A 24,347-nucleotide genomic window follows, 5' to 3' on the forward strand; every position below is an offset into this window, starting at 1 on the left:
CAGCCGCCTCAGGTAAACAGTCTCGAAAAGAAACCTTTATTGTGGCCCCCCCAATAACTCGTATAATCCGCCGGATACCCATTAAGAGGAATAAGTATGGCGTTTCCCGGCATTATCTCTCGCCTGCACCCCGTATCCAGCACAGAAGAACTGGCACAACAGCGCCTGCAAGGTGAACAATATCGCACCGAAGCATTCTGGCTTCCGGCCTTGATGTCCAGCCACGCCAGCGAGCTGCTGGCCGCCCTGCCGGAGAGCTGCAGCCTGTTTCTTGAACAGGCATGCCCGGACCTGGCCTTGCGCAGCCACGACGGCACCCTGCATAACAATGAGCAGCTCATCACGGTAAATGGTCAGGCAATTGCTCTGGCAACCACCCCGGGTGATGGTGGTCTGGTGCCCGAATCGGGCATGTGCGAGATGGCCGACTGGCTGGAGGCGGGACATCGCCACTTCATCTGTTCAGCTGCGGTTCAGCCTGTGGCTCGCGCCATCCTCAACATCTGGCCCCTTGACCCCTATCTGGCCCGACATTTTTTGATGACATTTACCCCCCTGCTGCAGAGCGCAACCCAGGCAGATTACCTTGCGGTCTTTGCCACCAGAGCGAATCCTGCCAGCCCGCATAGCGATTGGGTTCAGGCTTATATGAAGCTGGAGAAGAAACTGCACAGGGCCTATCTGGATCACTAATTAATCAAAATAAACAGCCAGTTAAGAGCACGACACAATTTGCCACAAGGCTCATTTGTGAGCTTGATCATGTTTTAAAATCGGCATAGAGTGCGCCTCGTCATCGGAATGACATCAGTTGCCTGGCAGTGGTTTCTCACGCATTGCGTGCCATGCCAGCGCACTCGACACACCAGGAGAGTGTGCAACCCGGTTCTGCCGGGTCATCTGCCAGACTCGACGCCAGCCGTACGGCGGAGCCTGCAGCTTACATAAATTACAAAGTGTGAAGCACGTGAATAACGTGCGATCTCAACGAGGATTTTTTTATGATGAAAATGGCTCCTTCCATGATCGCCATCGCCATGGCTGCTCTGGGTGCTACCGCTGCTCACGCCGCTGACGACATCTACTTCGGTGCCGGTGTCGGTGCTACTCACTTCAACGGCCTGAACAAGCTGGAAAGCACCAATGTAGGCCAGGAAGACGCGGCTGCCGCCAACGCCTTCATGGGTTACAACTTCACCGAGAACTTCGGTACCGAACTGGGCTACCAGTACACCGGTCGTGGCAACACCGACGGCAACCGTTACGAGAGCCAGGGTGCCACCCTGTCCGGTATCGCCCGTCTGCCGGTTGGCAACGACTTCTCCCTGTTCGCTGAAGGCGGCGCCTACTGGGGTCACACCGATGGTCTGGGCACCAGCGACACTAAAGTTTCCCCGCTGGCCGGTGCTGGTGTGACTTACAAGGTAAATGACGCGCTGGATCTGCAAGCTCGCTACCGCTACATGTGGGACGTGGCTGACCTGCACGCCAACGGTGAGCGTTACAAGGCCAACCAGAGCATTGCTACTCTGGAAGCGGTATACCACCCGTTCCGTACTTCCTACGTAGCTCCGGTAGCTGCTCCGGTAGTTGAAGAAGCTCCGGCTCCTGCTCCGCAAGTGGTAGAGAAGAACTTCGCCCTGAACTCAGACGTGCTGTTTGCCTTCGGCAAAGACACCCTGAAGCCGGAAGGCGTTGCAGCCCTGAACGGTCTGAATCAGCAAATCGTTGAGTTCCAGCCGAAAGATGGCAACGCTGTTGTTGTTGGTTACACCGACCGTATCGGTTCCGACGCTTACAACCAGAAGCTGTCTGAAGCCCGTGCCCGTACCGTTGCCAACTTCCTGGTAAGCAAAGGTATGGCTGCCAGCAAAGTTGCCATCGAAGGTCGTGGCGAAGCCAACCCGGTTACCGGCACCAAGTGCAACGGCGTAACTGCTAAAGCTCAACTGATCTCCTGCCTGGCTCCGGATCGTCGCGTAGAAGTTCGCGTATCTGGCGTACAAGAAGTTCAGCAATAATCTGACCTCGTTCAGATAGTGCGAAAAAAAGGGATGCTGCGGCATCCCTTTTTGTTTGTCTCGTTCTCGCTTGCATCCCTCACTCCCGCCTCCCTGCCCTTGCCTGCCTCGTCTCGAAAGCATAAAGTAGTTGCGCCTGTAAGGTATTGGATAAGCACTAAAAAGCGCTTCTTGTCCGGTCTGTTGTCCATGACGCCAATGCATCATGAGAGTCCAAAGCCTTCGCTATCCACTTTGCTGGCGATTTTTCGCAGCAATAAAAACAAGTGCATTGCCCGACATGGGCTAACACAACGAGGATAAACCGATGAAACTCAAAATGGCTCCTACCCTGATTGCACTGGCGCTCGCCGCCGCAGGCACCACAGCTCAGGCTGCCGATGACTGGTACACCGGTGTTGGTGCAGGTTGGGCTTATGCTCACAACCTTGACGATGTACAAGGTCTGGATACAGACAAAGACGCCACCGCGCTGAGCCTGTTCGGCGGTTACAACTTCAACGACTACTACGCAGCTGAGCTGGGCTACCTCTACGCCGGTAAAGCGGGCGTTGACGGTGCCGATTTCAAAACCCAGGGAGCCACCCTCTCCGGTATCGCCCGCCTGCCGCTGGGCGACATCTTCTCGGTGTTTGCTGAAGGCGGTGCCTACTTCAATCACGTCAACGGCAATGGCAACAGCGACAACGGCACTGCGCCGCTGGCGGGTCTGGGCCTGACTGCCAAGCTCTCCGACCTTATCGATGTGCAGGCACGCTACCGCTATCTGTGGAATCTGGGTGACGAGCAGAAAACCTGGGAGAGCGACATGAGCGTCGCGACCCTGGAGCTGGTGATGCACCCGAACCGTACCTCTTATGTTGCCCCGGTTGCCGCCCCTGCGCCTGAGCCGGTTCCCGAGCCGGTACTGGTCGACAAGAACTTCGCCCTGAGCTCTGACGTGCTGTTTGCCTTTGGCAAATCCACCCTCAAGCCAGAAGGTGTCGCAGCGCTGAACACCCTGTATCAGCAGATCGTTGATGTTCAGCCGAAAGATGGCAGCGCCGTGGTCGTCGGTTACACCGACCGTATCGGTTCTGATGCCTACAACCTGAAACTCTCCGAAGCGCGTGCCCGTACCGTAGCCGACTTCCTGGTTGGCAAAGGTCTGCCGGCTGGCAAAGTTGCCATCGAAGGTCGCGGTGAAGCCAATCCGGTCACCGGCACCCAGTGCAACAGCGTCAAGGGCAAGGCTCAGCTCATCTCCTGCCTGGCGCCGGATCGCCGTGTAGAAGTACGCGTCACCGGCGTGCAGCAAGTACAACAATAATCCTGCAGTCCGACATAACAAGGAGGCCACCTGGCCTCCTTTTTCTTGCCGCTTATTTCACCCACCTTGTACCCTCTTTTGCCCCCTTCCTCTTCCCGTCTCGCGCCCTAGTTCACGGCGTGTCGCCCCCCCATACCTCTTTGGTGGTTAAAAACAGCCCGTCACCTATACATAAGTGTGGGGTTTGACCAGCAGGCAACCCCACTACACCAAACATCGACGAGGATACGCGATGAACATAAGAGTAAAACCTGTGTGGATTGCACTGGCATTGGCGAGCACAGGCGCACAAGCGGAACCGGTTCACGACTGGTATGCCGGGATTGGCGGTGGCTGGGCCATTGCCCACAATCTGAATGATTTCAGTCAGGATGTCGGCAAGGATGCGACTGCGCTCTCCCTGTTTGGCGGCTACAACTTCACGGAAAACCTGGGGGCCGAGATTGGCTATCTCTCCACCGGTGACTGGGATATCAGCGGCCATGACTTCAACAGCAAGGGAGCCACACTGTCAGTCATTGGCCGCCTGCCGCTCAGCGAGATGTTCTCGCTCTTTGCCGAGGGTGGTGGCTATATCTATCACGTCGAATCGGTCAATGGCGGGGACGACAACCTGGCGCCGCTGGCGGGTCTGGGAGTGACGGCCCGGCTCCATGACTGGGTCGATCTGCAGGCACGCTACCGTTACATAGTGCGCGTTGGCGATGATCCGGATAACGGCAAAGCCAACAGTGGCACCCAGCGCTGGGTCAGCGACATCAGCACCGCCACGCTGGAGCTGGTGATCCACCCGAACCGCAGCCAACCCAAAGAAGCGGCCCCCACGCCCGCTCCGGTCGTGGTCCCCCCGCCACCGGCCGAACCGGAAGTGGTAGATCAGACCTTCAACCTCAGTTCCGATGTGCTGTTCGCCTTTGGCAAAGCGGACCTCAAACAGGAGGGGATGAGTGCGCTGGACGATCTCTACCAACAGATCGTCGACGTGCAGCCCAAGGATGGCAGTGCAGTGGTGATGGGATATACCGACCGTATCGGCTCGGATGCCAACAATCAGAGGTTGTCAGAAGCTCGGGCCCAAACCGTTGCCGACTTTCTGATCAGCAAGGGATTGCCTGCCGACAAGGTGAGCATCCAGGGCAATGGCGCGAGCAATCCGGTCACCGGCAACCAGTGTGATGCCATCAAGGCGAAGGCGGCGCTCATCGACTGCCTTGGGCCGGATCGCCGGGTAGAGGTACGCGTCACCGGCGTACAGGGCGGCAGCGAGTAGTTGATCTTGAGGCGATAACCATGTCAGACGTGCAGTAAAAAGGGATGCCGAGGCATCCCTTTTGCTTTGCATCTTACCGCAGAAATCAGAACGAGGTGCGACGGTAGCGGCGATATTCCGGATGCCAGAAGTTGGCGTCGATGGCCTGATCGATCACCTCGTCCGGGGTCTGCACCGCCTTGCCCTGCAGCATGGCGGTCTTGGCCACCATCTTGGCGATGTAGCGGGAGACCTGATGGATATCCGCCAGATCCGGCAGCAGAGAACCCTCCTCCCCTTTCACCAGCGGCGAGCACTCCGCCAGCGCGCGGCTGGCCGACATCAGCATGGCGTCGGTTACCCGGGTGGCGCCGGAGGCGATGACGCCAAGGCCGATCCCCGGGAAGATGAAGGAGTTGTTGCACTGGGCGATGACGTAGCGCTTGCCCTTGTGCTCCACCGGTGCGAACGGGCTGCCGGTGGCCACCAGCGCCTGGCCGTCGGTCCAGCGGATGAGGTCTGCCGGCGTCGCCTCGACCCGGGAGGTGGGGTTGGAGAGCGGGAAGATGATGGGACGGGCACAGTGCTTGTGCATGGTCTTGACCACCTCTTCGGTGAACAGCCCCGGCTGACCGGATACCCCGATCAGGATGTCCGGGCGGCCGTGCTCCATCACCTCCAGCAGGGAGATGTTGTCCCCCACCGGCCAGTCGGCGATGCGCTCTACCGGTTGGGAGAGACGGCGCTGGAAGTCGAGCTGGTTGGGGATCTTGTCGGTGATAAGACCAAAGCGGTCCACCATAAAGACACGGCTGCGGGCCTGGGCATCGGTCAGCCCCTCGGCCTTCATCTGTGCCACGATCTGCTCGGCGATACCGCAACCGGCGCTGCCCGCACCGAGGAAGGCAACCCGCTTCTCGGAGAGCTTGGCGCCGGAGGCTTTGCAGGCGGCGATGAGGCTGCCCAGTGTCACCGCCGCGGTACCCTGAATATCGTCGTTGAAGCAGCAGAGCTCGTTCTTGTAGCGGTTGAGCAGCGGCATGGCGTTGTTCTGGGCGAAGTCCTCGAACTGCAGCAGGATGTCGGGCCAGCGGCGCTTGACCGCCTGAATGAAGGCATCGACAAACTCGGCGTACTCATCCCCCGAGATACGCGGATTGCGCCACCCCATATAGAAGGGGTCATTGAGCAGTTGCTGGTTGTTGGTGCCGACATCCAGCACCACCGGCAGGCAGTAGGCGGGCGAGATGCCACCACAGGCGGTGTAGAGGGAGAGCTTGCCGATGGGAATGCCCATGCCACCGATCCCCTGATCACCCAGACCCAGGATCCGCTCACCATCGGTCACCACGATCACCTTGACGTTCTGCTTGGTGGCGTTTTGCAGCATGTCATCGATCCTGTCCTTGTCCGGATAGGAGATAAACAGGCCACGGGCGCGGCGATAGATGTTGGAGAACTCCTCGCACGCCTTGCCCACCGTCGGGGTGTAGATGATGGGCAGCATCTCGGTCAGGTGGTTGTGAAGCAGACGGTAGAAGAGCGTCTCGTTGGTATCCTGGATGTTGCGCAGGTAGATGTGCTTGTCCATGTCGTTGCCAAACGCCATGAACTGGCGATAGGCGCGCTCGGCCTGCTCTTCGATAGTCTCGATATTCTGGGGCAACAGACCTTCGAGGTTGAAGTTGCTGCGCTCTTCACTGGTGAAGGCGCTGCCCTTGTTGAGCAAAGGGGTCTCCAGCAGGGCGGGACCGGCGTAGGGAATGTAGAGAGGACGTTTCTGGTTATTATCTTCAAACATGGATCTTGGTACCTAAACGGTTAGCTAGACGCAGGGACCCGCCGATCCTAGGGGCTTGTCTCATTAATTTCAAAGAGTTTGCACATCCGTTGCAAAAGGTTTGCGACCCAGTCGACGAAAGGCGCCGGGGGTCTGACCAGTCAGACGGCGAAAGCGGTTGGCAAAGTTGGCCCCATCGCTGTAACCGACCCGGGCCGCCAGCTCGCCAAGTGGCCAGTTGGTATAGAGCAGCAGCTGGCGCGCCTTGTTCATTCTGAGCTCGGTCACCCTTGCCATCGGCCCCATACCGAACGCTTGCTGGCAGAGGCGATGCAGATGGGGCACCGAGCAGGCCATCTGTCGGGCCAGCAGGGCGACACTCCAGGGTTCGTCCAGGCGCGCCTCCACTCGGCGAAACAGTGCCTGCAATCTGAGTTCAGGGGTGCCGCGCACCTCCCCTTGCAGGGTACGCTCCAGCAGCGCCAGCAACAGGCTGAGCAGTTGGGGTTGCAGCGAAGAGCGAACCCCTTCCCCCTGCATCAGGCTGAGCAGATGGTAGAGCTGATCGCCGCCATCCCCTTGCCAGATACGGTGGCCAAGGCGATGCAGGTGCTGCCAGCGTGGCACGTCATCGAGCAAAATCCAGCTGATCTGCCAGCTTTCGCCAATCAGCTTGAGCCCACCGGGCACGGCGGCGGGCAGGAAAATCAGCGATCCGGCCGGAATGGCTTGCTCCCCCTCGTCGGTAAGCAGCGCGCCACCCTCATCGTGACTCACCATCAGAATGTGAAACTCGGGGCGATTGCGGCGGATGAGGTAGTGATCCCGCACCCGGGAGAGGCCGGTCAGGAAGATCCCTGCCTCACCGAGCAGGGGCAGCCCTTCACGTCCCAGCATCTGCTCTTCACAGGCTGGCGCTATCTCCAGACACTCGCTGGCAAATGGCATAACACCTCAATAGGATAGTTTTACACAAGAAAATCGAGAGCTACTCACAGTGAGAAGAGCCTCGTCAGCCCCTATCATACCCCTGACAAACCTTGCTTTTCTCATACCCGGTTAACAACTATGAATTATTGGCAAGCGATTTTAAAACAAACCACCGATCGCGAGTTCATGACCCGATTGTGGCGGCTGGCCCTGCCTGTCTCGCTGCAATCCATGATGTTCTCCCTGCTCGGCCTCATCGATATCATGATGGTGAGCCAGCTTGGCACCACGGCTGTGGCGGCGGTCGGCTTGGGTAACCGGGTCTTCTTTTTCAATCTGCTGGTGATAGCGGGCCTCGCGGGCGGGGTCTCGGTATTGGCAGCACAATACTTCGGGCGCGGGGAGATGGCCGGGGTGCGCCGCTCCCTGGCGCTGGCAATAGTGGGCGCCCTGCTGGTCACCCTGCCCTTTGCCTTCATCTATGTGTTATCACCGGGCAGCGTACTGGGTTTTGCCAGTCAGGAGCCGGCACTGCGGGCACTGGCGGATCAATTCTTGATGATCACCGGCGCCACCATCCTCTGTACCGCCATCGTAGTGCCGCTGGAGTCAGCCCTGCGCTCGGTCGGCAATGCCGCAGCGCCGACCCGCATCGGCATTATCGCCATCATCGCCAACGTCATCCTCAACTACGCCCTCATCTTCGGTCACTTCGGCTTCGAGGCAATGGGGGTGGCCGGTTCGGCCTGGGGCACCACCATTTCCCGACTGCTGCAGACAGCCCTGCTGCTGCTCTACGTAAAGCGTTATGAGGCGCGCCTGATCCCGCGCGCACCAGACTGGCTGGCCGCCTTCAAGCGCAAGGAGGTGGTGCGCTTTACCCTGATCGCCCTGCCGCTGCTATTCCACGACGGCCTCTGGGCCTTCGGCATGCTGATTTACGGCTTTCTCTACGCCCATCTTGGCACTGACTCGCTGGCCATCATGACCACCCTCGGCACCCTGGAGAGCATCCTTATCTCCCTCTTCTTCGGACTGGCGGTGGCCTGCTCCACCCTGCTCGGTCACCGGCTCGGGGCCGAGGAGTACGAGGTCGCCTGGCAGCACTCCCAGCTGTTCCTGCTGCTGGCACCGATTGGCGCGCTACTGGTGGGGATCATCGTCTGGCTGCTGCAAGCCAACCTGCTGCAGTGGGTCGGCAACCTGCCCCCCGAGCTGATGATGGAAGCGGGACAGGTGCTCGGCATCATGTGCCTCGGGATGCTGCTCAAGGTGTTCAACATGGTGGGGATCATCGGGGTGCTGCGCTCTGGCGGTGATGTGAACTACAGCATCTTTATCGACATCGTCGGCATGTGGTGCATCGGCATCCCGCTCGCTTGGGTGGCGGTCACGCTGCTCGGCTGGCCCCTCTCCTGGGTGGTGGCGGTGGTCTTGCTGGAGGAGCTCAGCAAGGTGTTGCTGGTGCAGCGCCGTATTCGCCAACGCTGCTGGTTGAAGAATCTGGTGATCGGATAAACAGCCACAAATCGGGGTCATATCAATGACAGAAAAACCCTGTTTGCAGTATGCTGGGCGCCTCTTCAATCAGAGACAGGGATCCACGGTTTCCCTGTCCAGTAGTCGTTTAAGGAGACGAGCATGCAACCACAGAAAGAGCTGATCACCGAGACGGCCCTGCTTGAGATGGCCAACAAGATCATCAAAGAGCATGAAGACTTCATCCACGGTATGCGCGCCGATTCGGTGGAGCAGAAGGGGGATATTCTGGTGTTCAAGGGCGAGTATTTCCTCGCCGAAGATGGTACCCCGACCGGCAAGACCATGGCGGTCTTCAACATGTTCAAGCTGCTGGCTCAGCAGCTCTCCGGCAAGTACAAGCTGGCCTGATCGCACCAGCACATTGCCAACAGGATGCCGCCCTCAGGCGGCATCTGTTTTTGCGCGGTTCTGACCCTCGACCACCAAGCAGTTGCGTCCCGCCATCTTGGCCTGATAGAGACACTCGTCGGCACGGTTGATCAGAATATCGATGGTGTCATCGGAACGAGCCATGGCAATTCCGATACTCACCGTCACTTCCAGCAATTCGTCTGAGGTGGGACTCTTCACCAGCCGCGCCTCGACAGCAATACGCAGCCGCTCGGCCATTTTGCTCGCCAGCGCCGGATCGGCGCAGTTGTGCATCAGGATGGCAAACTCTTCACCACCATAACGCCCCAGCACCATGTCAGGCTCCAGCTGCTCCCCCAGGGTGGTAGCCACCTCCTTGAGCACCGCATCCCCCGCCAGATGGCCGTAGATATCGTTGATCCGCTTGAAGCGATCGAGATCCAGCAGCATCACCGCAAAGGGCTTCTTCTTGAGTTGCAGCCGGATTCTGGCCTGCTCCAGCTGCTTCATCAGCAGGCGGCGGTTCATCATGCCGGTCAGCTCATCGGTGGTCGATTCCCGATAGAGCCGCAGCAGCATGTTGAGCTGGCCGCACTGCACCCAGCAGCTGGCCATGGTAAACATGCCGAGCACCCACACCTGATTCAGGGTGGCCTGACTCCAGATGCTCTGGCCCACCAGCAGCCAGTGGCCCAGCAGCATGGTCACCAGCACCACACCAGCCAGTTGCAAGCCGAGGGAGAGGGGGATGGGGAAGATGGCAAACAGGGTGATCAGCAGATAGGGAAAGGCCGCATAGCCCGCCTGCAACTCCTGTCCGGCGCCAAAGCTGTTCAGGCAGAAGAGGGAGAAGAGCATCATCACGGCCATCAGGTAGCCAAGGGCTAGCTTCATCCGTTCCCGCTTGAAGTGGATGAGATACGAGAGCGGAATAAGTGGCGAGAGCGCCAGGGTGCAGAAGATCCTGGCTTGGAACAGCTGCTCGAAATGAACGGCGGGCAAGGTCAACCAATCCACCACGGCCCAGGCGGGCAATCCGAGCATCAGCAAGCAGGTCAGCAGGCGCAAACGCACCGTCATAAAGCCCATGCGAGTACGAGTAAAGTCTTCGGAGTGAACCCTCGCACTCCAGAACTCTGACAACTTGAGCATCCAGAGTCTCCACGATGAATACTGAGGGCTCATTCTACACCTACAAAGTGGTAAAAATGTCATTAGCGGGGAGAATAAAAAGGAGAGGTCGGTCACACAAACCGACAGATGATAATCGCAGCGCGCAAACGTTTCAACCCATCAAAAAATAAACCTTTTTTTGCATAATTAGCGCTGGTCAGCCTCATTTCAATCACTACAATAGCGCCCAATTTTCTCCCCCTCCCCACACAATTCGAGGTACTTATGGAACAGGCTGCTGTCACACGCGCCAATCGAGAGGCACATCCACCCAGGCGAGCCCATAGCGAACTGGTCTATGGCATAGAGGATGTCCCGCCTCTGCCCCAGACGCTGTTCGCCGCCCTGCAGCATATGCTCGCCATGTTTGTCGCCATCATTACCCCGCCCCTGATTATCGCCAATGCCCTCGGCCTCCCTGCCGCCGACACCCGTTATATCGTCTCCATGTCGCTGGTCATGTCCGGCATAGCCTCCTTCATTCAAACCCGCCGCTTCGGCCCCATCGGTTCCGGCCTGCTCTCGGTACAGGGCACCAGCTTCAACTTCCTCGGCCCCATCATCGCCTCCGGTCTCGCCCTCAAGCAGGCCGCCATGCCCACCGAGGATCTGTTGGGCACATTGTTCGGCACCATGATGGTTGCCGCACTCACTATCGTGGTGATGAGCCGCTTCCTCCATCTGGTGAAACGGATCATCACCCCGCTGGTGACCGGCATAGTGGTGCTGCTGATCGGTCTGACCCTGATCAAAGTGGGCCTGATCAGCATGGGCGGCGGTTATGCAGCCCTCTCTGATGGCAGCTTCGCCAGTCACACCAACCTCTTCCTCTCCCTGCTGGTGCTCGGCCTTATCGTGTTGCTGCAACGCAGTCGCAACCCCTGGTTGCGCCTCTCCGCCATCATGATCGCCATGCTGGCGGGCTATGCCGTGGCGCTGTTGCTGGGCAAAGTGAGCGCCCCCACCTTCGACGGCCCGCTGGTGATGGTGCCCATTCCGCTCCACTACGGTCTCGGCTTTGACTGGCAGCTGTTCGTGCCGCTCGCCATCATCTTCGTGGTGACGGCGCTCGAAGCGATCGGCGACATGACCGCCACCTCGGATATCTCCGGCGAGCCACTGGAAGGGCCTGTCTATATGGCGCGGATCAAAGGCGGCGTGCTGGCCGATGGTGCCAACTCCATGCTGGCAGCGGTTTTCTCCACCTTCCCCATGTCCACCTTCGCCCAGAATAACGGCGTCATTCAGCTGACCGGCGTCGCCAGCCGTCACGTCGGGCTCTTTATCGCCGCCATGCTGGCCCTGCTCGGCCTGTTCCCGGCGGTCGCCAGCCTGGTACAGCAGATCCCCGAGCCCGTGCTGGGCGGAGCGACCATCGTCATGTTCGGCACCATCGCCGCCGCTGGCGTGCGCATCATTGCCCGCGAGGAGCTGGATCGCCGCGCCCTGATGATCCTGGCGGTGTCGCTGGCCATGGGGCTGGGGGTCGCACAGGTGCCGGAAGTGCTGCAACACCTGCCGGAGCTGGCCAAGAGCGTACTCTCCTACGGCGTCGCCACCGGTGGCATTACCGCCATCGTGCTCAACCTGCTGCTGCCCAAGCGCGAAGCGCGCCACTCCTGAGACACCGTCTACCGATAGCAAACAGCCCCGCACTGCGGGGCTTTACCTTGCCAGTCGCCACGGGTAGTGTGCTGGGCAGCCTTTTTTGAGGATGCCGCCATGCCCTATCGCTTGCTCTCCCCCCTCCCCGATACCGATTCACCCGCACAGATACTGGCGCAAGAGCAGCACTGGCTGCGCGACTGTGCCCATGACGGCCAGCCCCGCGCTCACCTGTGGCAGGCGCCCCAATGCCTGATTGTCACTCGCAAAGATACCCGCCTCCCCCGTTACGAAACCGCCTGCCAGCAACTTGCAGATGAAGGCTGGCCGGTACATGTGCGCGACAGCGGTGGCACCGCCGTGCCCCACGGGGCGGGGATCCTCAACCTATCCCTGCTGCTGCCCCGCACCACCACAGATCTCGCCCACTACTACCGGCTGCTGGGGGCGCCGCTGCTGACCCTATTGGCGGAGTACGGCCTTGAGGGAAGCTATGACTTCGTGCCCGGCTCCTTTTGCGATGGTCAGTACAATCTGGTGATCGGGGGACGCAAGATCACCGGCACTGCCCAGCGCTGGCTGGCGCCGGGGCAGGATCATCAGGGCGCCGTGCTGGCGCAAGCCATGCTGCTGGTGGCGGGTGATGTGGATGAGGGAACCAAGATGGCGAGCCGCTTCTACGAATTGGCGGGCGGCGAGCTGCGTTTTATGGCGGGAACCTCCACCACGCTGGCAAGCTGCATCGATTGGCGCGGTAGCAATCAGGCACTGGTGGAGAAAGTGCGAGCACGTCTGGATAGCCTGCTGAGCGAGGGGCTATCCCCCTCATCCTGACCTTATCCCGAAGGGAGAGGGAAAGTCCCCGTCCATAGACACAGCGCACAAAAAAGCCACGACTGGAGTCGTGGCTTGTTCTTTTCAAGGGGAGCGTGAAACGGGCCGAGGCGTTCAGGCCGTCTGCGGCTCCGGCTCGGCTTCGCTATCCAGATCCCGGCTAAAGTAGGCGCGGGTCTCGGCGATCACCACATGGCGCAAACCAATCAGGCCGATGAGGTTGGGCACCGCCATCAGGCCGTTAACGATATCGGCCAGCAGCCAAATCATGTCCAGATGGAGGAAAGCACCGCTCGCTACCAGCGCCAGATAGACCAGACGATAGGGCTTGATCGCCTTCACCCCGAACAGGTATTCGGTGCAGCGCTCGCCGTAGTAGTTCCAGCCAAGGATGGTGGTAAAGGCGAAGAACAGCAGGCCAATGCTCACCAGATACTGGCCAACATGGGCATCGAGCCCCTGGGCAAAGGCCAGACTGGTCATGGCGGCGCCGCTTGCATCGCCGCTCCACACGCCTGTGACCACCAGGGTCAGGCCGGTCATGGTGCAGATGATGATGGTGTCGATGAAGGTACCTGTCATGGAGACCAGCCCCTGCTCCACGCACGAATCGGTCTTGGCTGCCGCCGCCGCGATGGGCGCAGAGCCCAGACCTGACTCGTTGGAGAAAACCCCGCGCGCCACCCCGGACTGAATAGCCAGCATGATGCTGGCACCGACGAAGCCGCCGGCCGCCGCATGGCCAGTGAAGGCACTCTCGATAACCAGCATGACGGCATCGGGCAGGGCGCTGGCGTTGTTCACCAGCACACCCAGACAGGCGACGATGTAGAAGATGGCCATGAAGGGCACCACCTTGCTCGACACACTGGAGATGGACTTGATCCCCCCCAGGGTCACCAGCGCCACGATCAGGGTCAGCACCACGGCGGTCGCCTCACGGGGCACCGAGAAGGAGAGGCTCATGGCGTCGGAGATGGCATTGACCTGCGGGAAGGTGCCGATGCCGAAGAAAGCCACGCCGATGCCGAACAGGGCAAACAGCTTGGCGAGCGGCTTGGAACCGAGCCCCTTCTCCAGATAGTACATGGGGCCACCCGCCATCTGGCCGTTGGCATCCTGCTCGCGATATTTCACCGCCAGCAGACACTCGGCGTACTTGGTGGCCATGCCGAACAGCGCCGCCATCCACATCCAGAACAGGGCACCGGGGCCGCCGAGCTTGATGGCGGTAGCCACCCCGACGATGTTGCCGGTACCGATGGTGGCAGAGAGGGCGGTACAGAGGGCGCCGAAGCTGGAGACATCCCCCTGCTTGCCCTGCCCCTGATCGCGACCAAAAACCAGCCGCAGAGCGAGCGGCAAGCGCACCACCTGAAGCAGACCCAGACGCAGGGTGAGATAGATACCGGTCCCGACCAGCAGGATCAGCAGGGGCGGCCCCCAGATAAAGCTATCGATGGCGGTTAACGCCGATTGAATTGATGACATGCATCCTCCTTAAGAAACAGAAATTAAGGAGGAGAAGGATGATCTTCCCATAGGTGTCGCGATCGGCCAGAGGCGATCGGATGCGGGCCAAGCCCAGGTACAACCATCCCATCCCCTCTGTCCTTTTGCCTGAGAGTTTCCGGCGCCAGCCTGCCCTTGCGGGTAGCCATGGTGCCTTGCTCCTTCGGCGCCCGATTTAACGGGTCTCTCCAGAGTATCGTCCAGTAGCAGTCCACACCGGTTGCCCGGTACCTGAAAGATTCACTTCTTCGGTGGATGGTTGCCCATCGCTCTCCTGCTACCTTCATCCGAACTAGTTTGGATTAGGAAGTCGGCATGTTAATCCAAAAAATGTGAGCTGTCTCGCACTTGGCCGCCCCCATTTATATTTTTTTAGTGACCGCCAGAACCGCGGCAAGAATGTTAAATGTTAGTTAACTATCAACAAGTTAGGCGCTCACGGATCAAATGTGGCCCAAACGGGAAAAATGGCGGATAGAGAACAGTGATCCCTCTCGTTTCGCCAAGAAAATCTTGCCGACATATCCAATCAAAACGCTTGCACACAGAATCAATAAGCCGATAATCCGCTGCATAACCAAGCACTTTGCCATCAATTTATGCACTGTGTTCGGTTGGTCCCACCGGACCGCTCGCCTGACCCGGCCGTCGCCGGTTCAATCGCATATGGCTTGGGCATATCACGCCCCCTAAGGATGACCAAAAGAGAATGAACGAGACCCTGGTTGCAAAAGATGTGGTCGCACAAGAGTACCGTCAGCTGGTTGAACAATTCGGTTCCCCCCTGCTGCTGCTCGACAAGGCAGCCGTCCGCAAACAGTATCGGGCCCTGGCCGCCGCTCTGCCCGATGTACGATTGCACTATGCACTCAAACCCCTGCCCCATGAGGCGGTGGTCTCTGTCTTGAAGGAAGAGGGGGCCTGTTTCGATCTGGCCACCAATGGCGAAGTGGATCTGGTGCGCAGTCAGGGGGTTCGCCCGGGACGTTGCATTCATACCCATCCCATCAAGCGCGACAGCGATATCCGTTACGCGCTGGAGTTCGGCTGCACCGTGTTTGTCTACGACAACCCGCTGGAGCTGGAAAAGTTCATTCCCTACAAGGACGAAGTGAAACTGCTGCTGCGGGTCAGCTTCCCCAACCCCGAGACCAAGGTCGATCTCTCCAAGAAGTTCGGCTGCACTCCGGAGCAGGCGCTGCCGCTGTTGCAACTGGCCCACGCCAAGGGGATCAAGGTGATGGGGCTGTCGTTCCACGTCGGCTCCCAGGTACCTCATGCCCGTCGCCATGTGCAGGCCATCGACGCCTGCCGCGAGATCATGGAGCAGGCTTGGGCGCTCGGGCTCAAGCCCTGGGTGCTGGATATCGGTGGCGGTTTCCCGGTCGATTATGAGGGGGGCGAGTTCGATATCGACGGCTTCTGCGCGCCGATCCGCGAAGCGCTGGCCAAGTTGCCCGCTACCGTGCAGAAGATTGCCGAACCGGGCCGCTTTATCAGCGCGCCGGCCATGACTTCGGTTTCAAGCGTGATGGGCAAGGCCCACCGCGGCGACAAAATCTGGTACTACCTAGATGACGGTCTCTACGGCAGCTACAACGGCCAGCTCTATGACCACGTTACCTATCCGGTGAGCACGCCTTATGCCTGTGGCGAGCAGCACAACTCGGTGCTCTCCGGCCCCACCTGCGACAGCGTGGATGTGATCCGCGATGGCATCATGCTGCCGGATCTGGCTATCGGCGAGTTGGTGGTTGGCAAGGTGATGGGCGCCTACACCTGGGCCTCCGCCTCCACCTTCAACTTCTTCCCCAAGGCCAGCATCCTCATTCTGGACAGCAGCCAGAAGGGGCAGAAGCTGGTGGCAGTAGCCTGAGCACACCGCTCGCCAACAGGTTCACTGGGCAAAAACAAGAGGGGGAAGCTTGAGCTTCCCCCTCTATCATTTCACCAACCTCTATCAGATAAACTGACTGGTCAGCAGCCAGCCGGTGTAGGCGACGAAGCAGGTGAGCAGCACGCCCCCCTCCAACCGGTTGATACGGCCCTGCCCCTTGCGGCCCAGACACATCACCAGCAGCAGCAGGGTCAGCCCCATCATGATGCTCCAGTCACGGGTGAGCACCTCCGGCGCCACATCGAGCGGGTGGATGCCCGCCGCAATCCCCACCACCGCCAGGGTGTTGAACAGGTTGGAGCCGAGCACGTTGCCAAGGGCCAGATCATGCTCGTTTTTGCGAATGGCGATGAGGGACGAGGCCAGCTCCGGCAGGGAGGTTCCCACCGCGACTATGGTGAGACCAATCACCAGATCGCTGATGCCGAGCGCCTGAGCGATGGTCACCGCCCCCCAGACCAGCAGGCGGGAAGCACCGATCAGCAGCACCAGCCCGACCACCAGCCAGAAGATAGCGCTCTTGAGGGACATCCCCTCGCTCTCGATATCCTCGGCGGTCTCGGTATCCAGCGCATCTCCCTTGCCATTCATGCCAGCCCAGATAGACCAGCCCATCAGGGCAACGAAGACGGCCCCCAGAATGACCGCATCCATCCGGCCCAGATGACCATCAATCAGCAGGGCGCCGGAGAGCAGGGTAATACCAAGCAGAATGGGGATCTCCTTGCGCACTACCTGAGAAGCTACCGCGATAGGGCTGATCAGTGCCGTCAGACCCAGGATCAGCGCGATATTGGTGATGTTGGAGCCATAGGCATTACCGAGCGCCAACCCGGGATTGCCCTGGGACGCCGCCAGCGCCGAGACCACCATCTCCGGGGCCGAGGTACCAAAACCGATGATCACCATGCCGATCAGCAGCGGCGGCATCCCCGCATAACGGGCGGTGGCGGCAGCGCCATCGACAAACTTGTCTGCACTCCAGACCAGCAGCGCCAGTCCGGCAATCAGGGCAACAAAAGCCAGGGTCATAGGGTCTTCATCTCTTGTGATCTGCAACGAAGCGCCAGCCCAAACGGGCAGGCACCATGGGAAAGTGGCGCCAGTGTAGCTGTGCCACCTCCCATTTCAAGGGGAAATCAAACCGTGATTAACATCTCACAGTGCAGCCAGCAGGCTCGCGGCATCGGAGACCTCGAACTTGCCCGGCTCCTCCAAAAACAGCTGCTCGACCACACCATCGTTGGCGATCAACGCAAAGCGCTGGGCGCGGATGCCGCCAAAGGCACCGGTATCCTTGGCCAGGCCCAGCGCCCGGGTCCAGCTGCCATCGCCATCCGCCAGCATGGTGATCGCCTCTGCATTCTGGGCCGTCTGCCAGGCCCGCATCACGAAAGCGTCGTTGACCGACAGACAGCAGATGGCATCCACCCCTTTGGCCATAAACTGATCGGCCAGCACCACATAACCGGGCAGATGGGCATTGGAGCAGGTGGGAGTAAAGGCGCCGGGTACCGCAAACAGCACTACTTTTTTACCGGCGAACAGCGTCTTGCTATCCCGCTGCTGCTTGCCCTCGGCGGTGATAAAGGTAAATTCGCCAGCAGGCAGGGGTTGTCCTACAGCAATCATGATTTCTCGTCCTGAGTCGTGATGGGAAGTCGCCAGTTTATCCCAGAGTGACGATGCCGCCTAACAGCGGCTCTGAGCCTGACCATGGATAGCGGCAGGCATTTTCCCCTTGGGCAGACTACTCTTGAGCTGGTTTCACGGCGCCAGGAGGCCCCATGCAACACTATTACGATGGTCTGGAAATTCGTCCCCCCGCCATGCGCGAACAGCAGCAACTGGACCAGCTCAATCATCAGCTTACCCATGTCAGTCAATATTGCGCCGGTTACTCCAGCGCCTATCGCCAGTGTCGCCTCGAGGATCTGGCAGAGCTGGCCACCCTGCCACTGCTCGACAGCAAAGAACTCTTTGCCGCCCAGCAGGCTCATCCCCCCTTTGCCGGTCTCACCGGCCGCCCCGCCAGTCAGGCGCTGCGGGTCTTCTCCTGTCCGGGCCAGCTGGCCATCCCCGAATATGCCGGGGCAGACTGGTGGGGCGCCGCCCGGGCGCTGTTTGCCGCCGGCTTCAAGGCGGGGGAAGTGATGCTCAACGGCCACGACTATCATGCTGGCCCCACCGCCTTTATCTTCGATAACGGCGCCCGCCAACTTGGGGCTCCAGTGGTACCCTGCGGCCCCCACGATACCCAGCGCCAGCTGGAGGCACTGCTGCGCTATCAACCCACCGGCTATGTCGGCCCGCTGGTCACCCTGCTCGACCTGCTGGAAGCGGCCGAGGCGGCGGAGATCCCGAGCGACTCGCTGCGCCGCGCCCTACTGTGCGAAGCCACCCATCCTGAAACGGCACCACTGCGCGCCATTCATGGCATTGCGGCCCTCAACTGTCTGGTGTGGCAGGATGTGGGGGTAGTGGCCTACGAGAGTCAGCCCGGTCAGGGCTTTATCGTCAACGAGAGCTGCATCGTCGAAATCATCGCTCCCGCCAGCGGCAATCCCGTGAGTGGCGACGAGACCGGCCAGCTGGTGGTGACCCGGCTCGATCTGGAGTATCCATTGTTGCGTCTGGCCACCGACTGGCAAGGGCACTGGCTCGCCAAGCCGAGCGCTTGCGGGCGCACCAACCGGCGCCTCAAGCTGGTGTAGCAGACCCAGTAAATGCACAAAGGCAGACGGGCAGCCATCAGGCTGCCCGTCTTGTCTCTGGAGAAGAGGATATATGAAGTTGGTCAGCGTCTCGCCTGCCAGGTGGCGATGGCGAGCAGGGAGTCGGGGGTAAATTCGCTGGCGCGCTCGGCAATCTCGGCCAGGCTCATCCAGTGCACCGCGCTAACCTCTTCGGCCTGCAACTGCAGCGGCCCCTGATAACGGCAACTGAAGAGGCCGCCCCAGACCCGGTAGCCCTCCCCTTCCGCATAAAAGCTGCCAAAGCCCTGCAGAGGAACATCCATAATCCCCAGCTCTTCGGCCAGCTCGCGCCGGGCGGAGCGCTCCATCTCCTCACCGGTGGTGACCACGCCACCGGCGCAGGCATCCAGCATGCCGGGGCAGAAATCCTTGCTGAGGGTGCGTCGCTGCACCAGGATCCGATCCGCGTCGTCGAGCACCAGAATATAGCTAGCACGATGGCAGAGATTCTCCCGCCGCACCTTGGCTCGCTCGGCCACGCCAATCACCCGGTTGTTCCCGTCCACCACATCAACCCATTCCACGCACAGGCCCTTTTATTTGTTCCATTCAAGCCCGCAGTATATCGGTGCGGTGGTTTGTCATGGCACAACTTTTTCGATGACGCCGTCAATTTGCCGAACTCACTGGCAAAATAAGGATTCATGCAAATCTTTATAAACCGTCATATCAGTGTCATCGACCGACACCATAGTGTGCCCTGTCCAGGCAATCAGGGAACCGTGTGATGAAGGTATTCAAGCAGTTATCCCCACGGCAGATCGCTCGCTACATCAAGAGCTTTCATCGAGGCTATTTTGCCATCGAGTCGCTGGGGACATTTGAATTCAACGCGGGCAGGATCAGCCTCCATGGCCTGACCTGCCGCCAGCGGCTAAGACTGGCTCGCCAGATCAATCTGGCTGTCAGACAACTTGGTCACCGCGACCCCTTGCCGGACATGTGAGTCAAAGGGTCTTGCCCTACTGTCTGTTGTGCATCCATGCTTTGCCCGCCGGCTACTGGCCGCGCGGGCCGTTTTCGATGTCAGTCACCTTTCCATTGCGTACCGTCACGAAGCGCATGAACTCGTTCTTGCCGAAGTTGTAGGTCCAGCGTTCGCCATATTTGACCTCAACCACAGTGCCGTGCAGATTCTCCTCGTTACGGGTAATATCCTCCCGCAACATCGGCTCGCCGCACTTGAGCAGCATCTCGGCGGTGCTGTCACCCTCGCTGATCAGGGCATTCTTGCAGCGCATGGCGTCGGCACTGGCCGGAATGCTTAGCAGCAACAGAGCAAGCCCCGCTACATTCTTCATCTTATTGCTCATCGGGTTCTCCTTATCCTCTCTAATGAGTCGCAGTATGCCTGTTCCCGTTTCTGAAAAAACCAGTCAATAGCGCAAAAAAGCCGCCCTTTTCTGCTATCCAACCTACTGACCGCGACAAATACTGTCTATCACATAGCCCAAAAACAAACGGCGACCCGAGGGTCGCCGTTTGCATCAAGCCAGCAGGATCACAGGATGTCCAGCAGCTCGACTTCAAATACCAGTGCAGAGTAGGGCGGGATGGAACCGGCACCACGAGCACCGTAGGCCAGATCGTGGGGGATGTAGAGCTTCCACTTGGAACCAACCGGCATCAGCTGCAGCGCTTCAACCCAGCCAGCAATCACGCCGGTCACCGGGAATTCAGCTGGCTGGCCGCGAGCAACGGAGCTGTCGAATACGCCACCGTGGGTGAAGGTACCGTGGTAGTGCACACGCACGGACTGACCGGCTACCGGAACGGCACCGTTGCCTTCTACCAGCACTTCGTACTGCAGACCGGAGTCGGTCACCTTCACTTCAGCGCGCTTGGCGTTATCAGCCAAGAAGGCTTCGCCGTCAGCAGCAGCGGCCTTGGCGGCGGCTTCCTGCTCTTCTTGCATACGCGCAGTGATCACCTGGAAGGCATCATTGATATCGTCACGGCTGACCGCGAACTCCAGACCATTCAGGGCATCTGCCAGACCTTGTTGCAGGGCCGGGATATCCAGACCGGCGAAAGCTTGCTGCGCCAGCTGATCCCCCATGTTGCGGCCGATGCCATAGCTGGCCTTCTGTTCGATAGAGTCGTATTGGGACATTGAGATGTTGCTCCAGATCCATGTAGTAAAGAGGCGGGATAATATCAGACTTTTGGCCGGGGTGCTGCCGGGGCGCCCCTGATTTCCCCGTCAGTGGGAGGAACTTCACACAAGATGCGGATGAACGCCGCCCAACGGCGGCGATCTGCTTAACCGCGATCCAGCAGGGCTCTGACCGCAGCCACCTTGGCGCCATCGGTGATATTGACCCGACCATCATCCGAAGTGCCCATATTCACTCCGTGCGGCACCATGCCACCGCGCCAGCCCATGCCGGACATATGCACTTCGCTCACCCCGGTGAACTCGATGATGGTACGCACGTTGTCGGCATTGACCCCGGCCCCCGGCATCAGGCTGGCACGCCCCGCCAGCGCCTGCTGCATCTCCTGCAGGGTCTCCAGCCCCGCCAGCGCGGTCGGCGCATGGCCCGAGCTCAGAATGCGCTCGCAACCGGCAGCAACTATGGTCTGCAGATCGAGGCGCCAGTCGGAGGAGAGGTCGATGGCGCGATGGAAGGTGACCCCCAGGGGGCCGGCGGCATCCACCAGCTGTTTGAGCTTGGCGGCAGGCACCCGCCCCTCCTCATCCAGCAAACCGACCACCACCCCTTGCAGACCGGCAGAGCGGGCCGCCGCGATATCTTGCAGCATCATCTCGAACTCGCCGTCGTTGAAACAAAAATCCCCGGCGCGCGGGCGGATCATGGCATAAACCGGCACGGTGGCATGGCGGGCCGCCTGCTGCATAAAACCGTAGGAGGGGGTCAGGCCGCCCAGACCCAGCGCAGAGCAGAGCTCGATGCGATCCGCCCCGGATTGCTGGGCGGTGAACAGGGATTCCAGGTTGTCGATACAGATTTCAAGACGGGTCATGAGGACTCCTTTTTCGGGGAGATCAGACCCCACATCTGATCTCATAGATTGAGCAAGGCTGCGCCGCGTACACCGCCGGCGCCGCCGAAGCGGGCCTGGCGGATCTCGGGCAGGGCGACCCCGGGCAGCAAGTGACCGGGCAGACGCAGCGGCAGCTGTTCATAGAGGGCGGGCAGGCCGCTCAGGCCGCCCCCCAATACCACCACCTCGGGATCAATCACCGAAATGGCGGTGGCAAGCCCGGCGGCCATGATCTCCAGCCAGCAGTCGACCGTCTCGACCGCATGGGGTTCATGGGCCTCGAAGCGTCCCACAATCTGGTGACCCGTGGCGCGCTGGCCATGGAAATGGTGATAGAGACGCTCCAGACCGGTGCCGGAGGCATAGGTTTCAAAACAGACCAGACGGCCGCAGCCGCAACGGGGACGGGGCAACTCGGGGTACTTCATCAGCATGGTCGCAGGCAAGGGGTAATGACCAATCTCGCCAGCCAGCCAGTTGCGCCCCTGAATAAGCTTGCCCGCCAGATAGACGGCGCCGCCGATACCGGTGCCGATGGTGACACCGAGCGCACTGCCGGCGCCGTCGGCTGCCCCTTGATGCACTTCGGACCAGAGGAAGCAGTTGGCGTCGTTATCCACCTTGACCGGCCGCTCCAGCAGTTCGGCCAGATCGGCGCCCAGATGGCGACCATTGATGGAGGGAAGATTGGCCGCCACTATGCTGTGATCCTGGCTGTTGATGACACCGGGGAAACCGATGCCGACCGAGCCCCGTGCGCCGAAGCGGGCATCCGCCTGCTCGACCCGGGAGTGGATCAGCTGCTGCAGCCCCTCATAATCGTTGCCAGGGGTGCTCATGCGCTCCTCGTGGCAGAGGTTCAATGCACCGTCATAGACCGCGAAGGCGATCTTGGTGCCACCGATATCAAAGCCGTAATACATGCCAGCACTCCCTTGTCAGCCCGTGTTTATCCAACTCTGTTTCAAGGGGGACATTGTATTAATTCGCAAAAAAAATAAAGTGACCGAAGGCGAAAAACGGGAGAGTGATCAGAGCAAACGGCTCATTTGTCGCTGCAGGCAGGGCTGCCCGAGGCTTATCAGGGTGCGCTCTGCACCATCAAAGACGAAGCCGCGGCGCAGGTAGAATCCCTCGCCAATGTGGTTGCCATCGAGCAGCCACAATTTGACGCTATGGCAGCCGGCGCGGCGCATCTGCATCGCCACCGCCTGCCACAGCCGTTTGCCATAGCCTTGTCGCCAGTGGTCGGGATGGAGGTAAAAAGCGCGGATCAGGGCATGGCTCTGTCCCGCTTCCTGTTGTGGTTGCCAGTAGAGCAGGCCAATCACCACCTCATCGAGACAAAGCAGCATGGGCCTTGGGCCCGGCTCGGCCAGACGGCTCTGCCAAATCTGCAGATGGGCGGTGACGTCCAGCTGCTCCAGCAGGTCAGCACCGAGCACCTGGCCATAGGCAGCGAGCCAGCTGGCTCGCTGCATCACCGTCATGGCGGCGGCATCATCGCTGCGCGCCATGCGCAGGCTTATGCCTTGCATTGGGGCACCAGACCGTTGGCGCGGGCCTGCTCATAGAGCGGCAGCACTTGCGCCTGTTGCGCCTGCAACTCGGCGATCCGGTTCTCGTTGCTCGGGTGGGTGGAGAGCAGTTGCGGCGGCGTGTTGCCACCGGCGGCGGCACTCATGTTTTGCCACAGGGGGATTGCCTCGGCCGGATTGAACCCGGCGCGCGCCATCAGCTCAAGCCCCAGCCGATCCGCTTCGCTCTCCTGAGTACGGCCATAGGGCAACATCACCCCCACCTCGACCCCGAGGCCAAGGGCGGCCATGGTGGCGCCGCGGTACTCGCTGGTGCCCATGGCAATGTCGGCGGCCGCCAGACCGATCCCCGCCAGCTGGCTGCGCGAGAGTCGTTCGTTGGAGTGCTGGGCCAGTACGTGAGTCAGCTCGTGACCGATGACGGTCGCCAACTGATCCTGATTCTTGGCCACCTTGAGCAGGCCGCTGTAGACCCCGATCTTGCCGCCGGGCAGGGCGAAGGCGTTGACCTGTTTGGAGTCAAACACCACCACTTCCCAGTTGGTGATGCCATAGCTGGCCGGCACCTGGGCGGTCACCGCCTTGGCGACACAGGAGACATAGGCGTTGAGTTTGGCATCCTTGCTCACCTTCTCCTGCTTCTTCATCTGCTCGAAGGAGTCGGCGCCCAGCTGGTTCATCTGCTGGGGAGAGTAGAGCAGCATCTGGCTGCGGCCGGTCGGCGACTGGGCGCAGGCGACCAGCAGGGAACTACAGAGGGCTACCATGCCAAACTTGGTGAGGGACGCAATCATGAAGGGATCCTTTGCCATAACGTTGCCCTATTCTCGGAAATGCCGCC

The 24,347-nt window shown here is 60.2% G+C and carries 24 protein-coding genes and 1 riboswitch; of the genes, 11 read left to right on the plus strand and 13 right to left on the minus strand.

Annotation, left to right across the window (positions count from 1 at the left end):
- Positions 1-96 precede the first annotated feature (96 nt).
- The 4 genes from OKC43_RS09625 (at position 97) to OKC43_RS09640 (ending at position 4,600) form a co-directional block, all read left to right on the plus strand.
- Positions 97-693 (plus strand): hypothetical protein, encoded by a 597-nt coding sequence (locus OKC43_RS09625; RefSeq protein ID WP_236272528.1) that lies wholly within the window; start codon positions 97-99, stop codon positions 691-693.
- Positions 694-1,001: 308 nt separating this feature from the next.
- Positions 1,002-2,021, plus strand: coding sequence for a porin OmpA (ompA, locus tag OKC43_RS09630; protein ID WP_270659033.1), 1,020 nt, complete (start codon positions 1,002-1,004; stop codon positions 2,019-2,021).
- A 307-nt stretch (positions 2,022-2,328) separates the two neighbouring features.
- Complete coding sequence (ompA, locus tag OKC43_RS09635) at positions 2,329-3,330, plus strand: porin OmpA (RefSeq protein ID WP_139405970.1); 1,002 nt, start codon at positions 2,329-2,331, stop codon at positions 3,328-3,330.
- A 232-nt stretch (positions 3,331-3,562) separates the two neighbouring features.
- The gene (locus OKC43_RS09640; RefSeq protein WP_043818860.1) at positions 3,563-4,600 is read left to right on the plus strand and encodes an OmpA family protein; all 1,038 of its coding nucleotides are present in this window, start codon (positions 3,563-3,565) and stop codon (positions 4,598-4,600) included.
- Between the two features lie 85 nt (positions 4,601-4,685).
- Here the strand turns inward: OKC43_RS09640 and OKC43_RS09645 are convergent, their stop codons facing one another.
- Entirely contained in the window at positions 4,686-6,380 is a 1,695-nt protein-coding gene (locus OKC43_RS09645) for an NAD-dependent malic enzyme (protein WP_005338379.1), read from the minus strand.
- Positions 6,381-6,449: 69 nt separating this feature from the next.
- Positions 6,450-7,307 (minus strand): helix-turn-helix transcriptional regulator, encoded by an 858-nt coding sequence (locus tag OKC43_RS09650; RefSeq protein WP_005338380.1) that lies wholly within the window; start codon positions 7,305-7,307, stop codon positions 6,450-6,452.
- A 120-nt stretch (positions 7,308-7,427) separates the two neighbouring features.
- On the opposite strand from OKC43_RS09650, the gene OKC43_RS09655 reads away from it, so the two are divergent.
- Both OKC43_RS09655 and OKC43_RS09660 read left to right on the plus strand, forming a co-directional pair.
- Positions 7,428-8,807 carry an MATE family efflux transporter gene (locus tag OKC43_RS09655; protein WP_236272527.1) on the plus strand — a complete coding sequence of 460 codons (1,380 nt, stop codon included), beginning with the start codon at positions 7,428-7,430 and terminating at the stop codon, positions 8,805-8,807.
- 123 nt (positions 8,808-8,930) lie between these two features.
- Positions 8,931-9,179 carry a YciN family protein gene (locus OKC43_RS09660; protein ID WP_005338382.1) on the plus strand — a complete coding sequence of 83 codons (249 nt, stop codon included), beginning with the start codon at positions 8,931-8,933 and terminating at the stop codon, positions 9,177-9,179.
- Between the two features lie 33 nt (positions 9,180-9,212).
- Here the strand turns inward: OKC43_RS09660 and OKC43_RS09665 are convergent, their stop codons facing one another.
- Positions 9,213-10,334 carry a GGDEF domain-containing protein gene (locus tag OKC43_RS09665; RefSeq protein WP_236272526.1) on the minus strand — a complete coding sequence of 374 codons (1,122 nt, stop codon included), beginning with the start codon at positions 10,332-10,334 and terminating at the stop codon, positions 9,213-9,215.
- Between the two features lie 246 nt (positions 10,335-10,580).
- Between OKC43_RS09665 and OKC43_RS09670 the strand changes: the two genes are divergently transcribed.
- Together OKC43_RS09670 and OKC43_RS09675 are read left to right on the plus strand one after the other, a co-directional pair.
- Positions 10,581-11,978 (plus strand): nucleobase:cation symporter-2 family protein, encoded by a 1,398-nt coding sequence (locus OKC43_RS09670; protein ID WP_184232563.1) that lies wholly within the window; start codon positions 10,581-10,583, stop codon positions 11,976-11,978.
- 99 nt (positions 11,979-12,077) lie between these two features.
- On the plus strand, positions 12,078-12,794 hold the full coding sequence (locus OKC43_RS09675) for a lipoyl protein ligase domain-containing protein (RefSeq protein WP_236272525.1): 717 nt from the start codon (positions 12,078-12,080) through the stop codon (positions 12,792-12,794).
- A gap of 114 nt (positions 12,795-12,908) precedes the next feature.
- Here OKC43_RS09675 and OKC43_RS09680 read toward each other — a convergent pair whose 3' ends face one another.
- A complete protein-coding gene (locus OKC43_RS09680) occupies positions 12,909-14,285 on the minus strand; it encodes an alanine/glycine:cation symporter family protein (RefSeq protein ID WP_236272524.1) in 1,377 nt (458 codons plus the stop codon).
- Between the two features lie 107 nt (positions 14,286-14,392).
- Positions 14,393-14,508, minus strand: a riboswitch (glycine riboswitch).
- 507 nt (positions 14,509-15,015) lie between these two features.
- Between OKC43_RS09680 and OKC43_RS09685 the strand changes: the two genes are divergently transcribed.
- Positions 15,016-16,182, plus strand: a complete 1,167-nt coding sequence (locus tag OKC43_RS09685) for a type III PLP-dependent enzyme (protein ID WP_236272523.1) — start codon at positions 15,016-15,018, stop codon at positions 16,180-16,182.
- An 84-nt stretch (positions 16,183-16,266) separates the two neighbouring features.
- Here OKC43_RS09685 and OKC43_RS09690 read toward each other — a convergent pair whose 3' ends face one another.
- Together OKC43_RS09690 and OKC43_RS09695 are read right to left on the minus strand one after the other, a co-directional pair.
- Complete coding sequence (locus OKC43_RS09690; RefSeq protein WP_005343920.1) at positions 16,267-17,235, minus strand: calcium/sodium antiporter; 969 nt, start codon at positions 17,233-17,235, stop codon at positions 16,267-16,269.
- Positions 17,236-17,361: 126 nt separating this feature from the next.
- Positions 17,362-17,835: a peroxiredoxin gene (locus OKC43_RS09695; protein WP_236272522.1), complete on the minus strand. Its 474-nt coding sequence runs from the start codon at positions 17,833-17,835 to the stop codon at positions 17,362-17,364.
- Positions 17,836-17,990: 155 nt separating this feature from the next.
- On the opposite strand from OKC43_RS09695, the gene OKC43_RS09700 reads away from it, so the two are divergent.
- The gene (locus tag OKC43_RS09700; RefSeq protein ID WP_236272521.1) at positions 17,991-18,917 is read left to right on the plus strand and encodes a phenylacetate--CoA ligase family protein; all 927 of its coding nucleotides are present in this window, start codon (positions 17,991-17,993) and stop codon (positions 18,915-18,917) included.
- A gap of 83 nt (positions 18,918-19,000) precedes the next feature.
- Here OKC43_RS09700 and yfcD read toward each other — a convergent pair whose 3' ends face one another.
- Positions 19,001-19,483 carry an NUDIX hydrolase YfcD gene (gene yfcD, locus OKC43_RS09705; RefSeq protein ID WP_021229132.1) on the minus strand — a complete coding sequence of 161 codons (483 nt, stop codon included), beginning with the start codon at positions 19,481-19,483 and terminating at the stop codon, positions 19,001-19,003.
- 203 nt (positions 19,484-19,686) lie between these two features.
- Between yfcD and OKC43_RS09710 the strand changes: the two genes are divergently transcribed.
- Positions 19,687-19,905 (plus strand): DUF1107 family protein, encoded by a 219-nt coding sequence (locus OKC43_RS09710; protein WP_005338403.1) that lies wholly within the window; start codon positions 19,687-19,689, stop codon positions 19,903-19,905.
- Between the two features lie 52 nt (positions 19,906-19,957).
- Here the strand turns inward: OKC43_RS09710 and OKC43_RS09715 are convergent, their stop codons facing one another.
- From OKC43_RS09715 to OKC43_RS09740, 6 genes are all read right to left on the minus strand, one after another.
- Positions 19,958-20,272, minus strand: coding sequence for a DUF2845 domain-containing protein (locus OKC43_RS09715; RefSeq protein WP_139741800.1), 315 nt, complete (start codon positions 20,270-20,272; stop codon positions 19,958-19,960).
- Positions 20,273-20,460: 188 nt separating this feature from the next.
- Positions 20,461-21,072, minus strand: coding sequence for an FKBP-type peptidyl-prolyl cis-trans isomerase (locus OKC43_RS09720; RefSeq protein ID WP_005338405.1), 612 nt, complete (start codon positions 21,070-21,072; stop codon positions 20,461-20,463).
- A gap of 149 nt (positions 21,073-21,221) precedes the next feature.
- Positions 21,222-21,947, minus strand: a complete 726-nt coding sequence (locus OKC43_RS09725) for a copper homeostasis protein CutC (RefSeq protein WP_236272520.1) — start codon at positions 21,945-21,947, stop codon at positions 21,222-21,224.
- A 41-nt stretch (positions 21,948-21,988) separates the two neighbouring features.
- The gene (locus OKC43_RS09730; protein WP_236272519.1) at positions 21,989-22,891 is read right to left on the minus strand and encodes an ROK family protein; all 903 of its coding nucleotides are present in this window, start codon (positions 22,889-22,891) and stop codon (positions 21,989-21,991) included.
- Positions 22,892-22,999: 108 nt separating this feature from the next.
- Entirely contained in the window at positions 23,000-23,506 is a 507-nt protein-coding gene (locus OKC43_RS09735) for a GNAT family N-acetyltransferase (protein WP_064337029.1), read from the minus strand.
- Positions 23,494-24,300 carry a M48 family metallopeptidase gene (locus OKC43_RS09740; RefSeq protein ID WP_005338409.1) on the minus strand — a complete coding sequence of 269 codons (807 nt, stop codon included), beginning with the start codon at positions 24,298-24,300 and terminating at the stop codon, positions 23,494-23,496. Before OKC43_RS09740 ends, OKC43_RS09735 begins: the two co-directional genes overlap by 13 nt.
- Between the last annotated feature and the right edge of the window lie 47 nt (positions 24,301-24,347).

The organism is Aeromonas sp. Y289-2 (assembly GCF_027705925.1).
In the GTDB taxonomy this organism is placed as follows: domain Bacteria; phylum Pseudomonadota; class Gammaproteobacteria; order Enterobacterales; family Aeromonadaceae; genus Aeromonas; species Aeromonas veronii.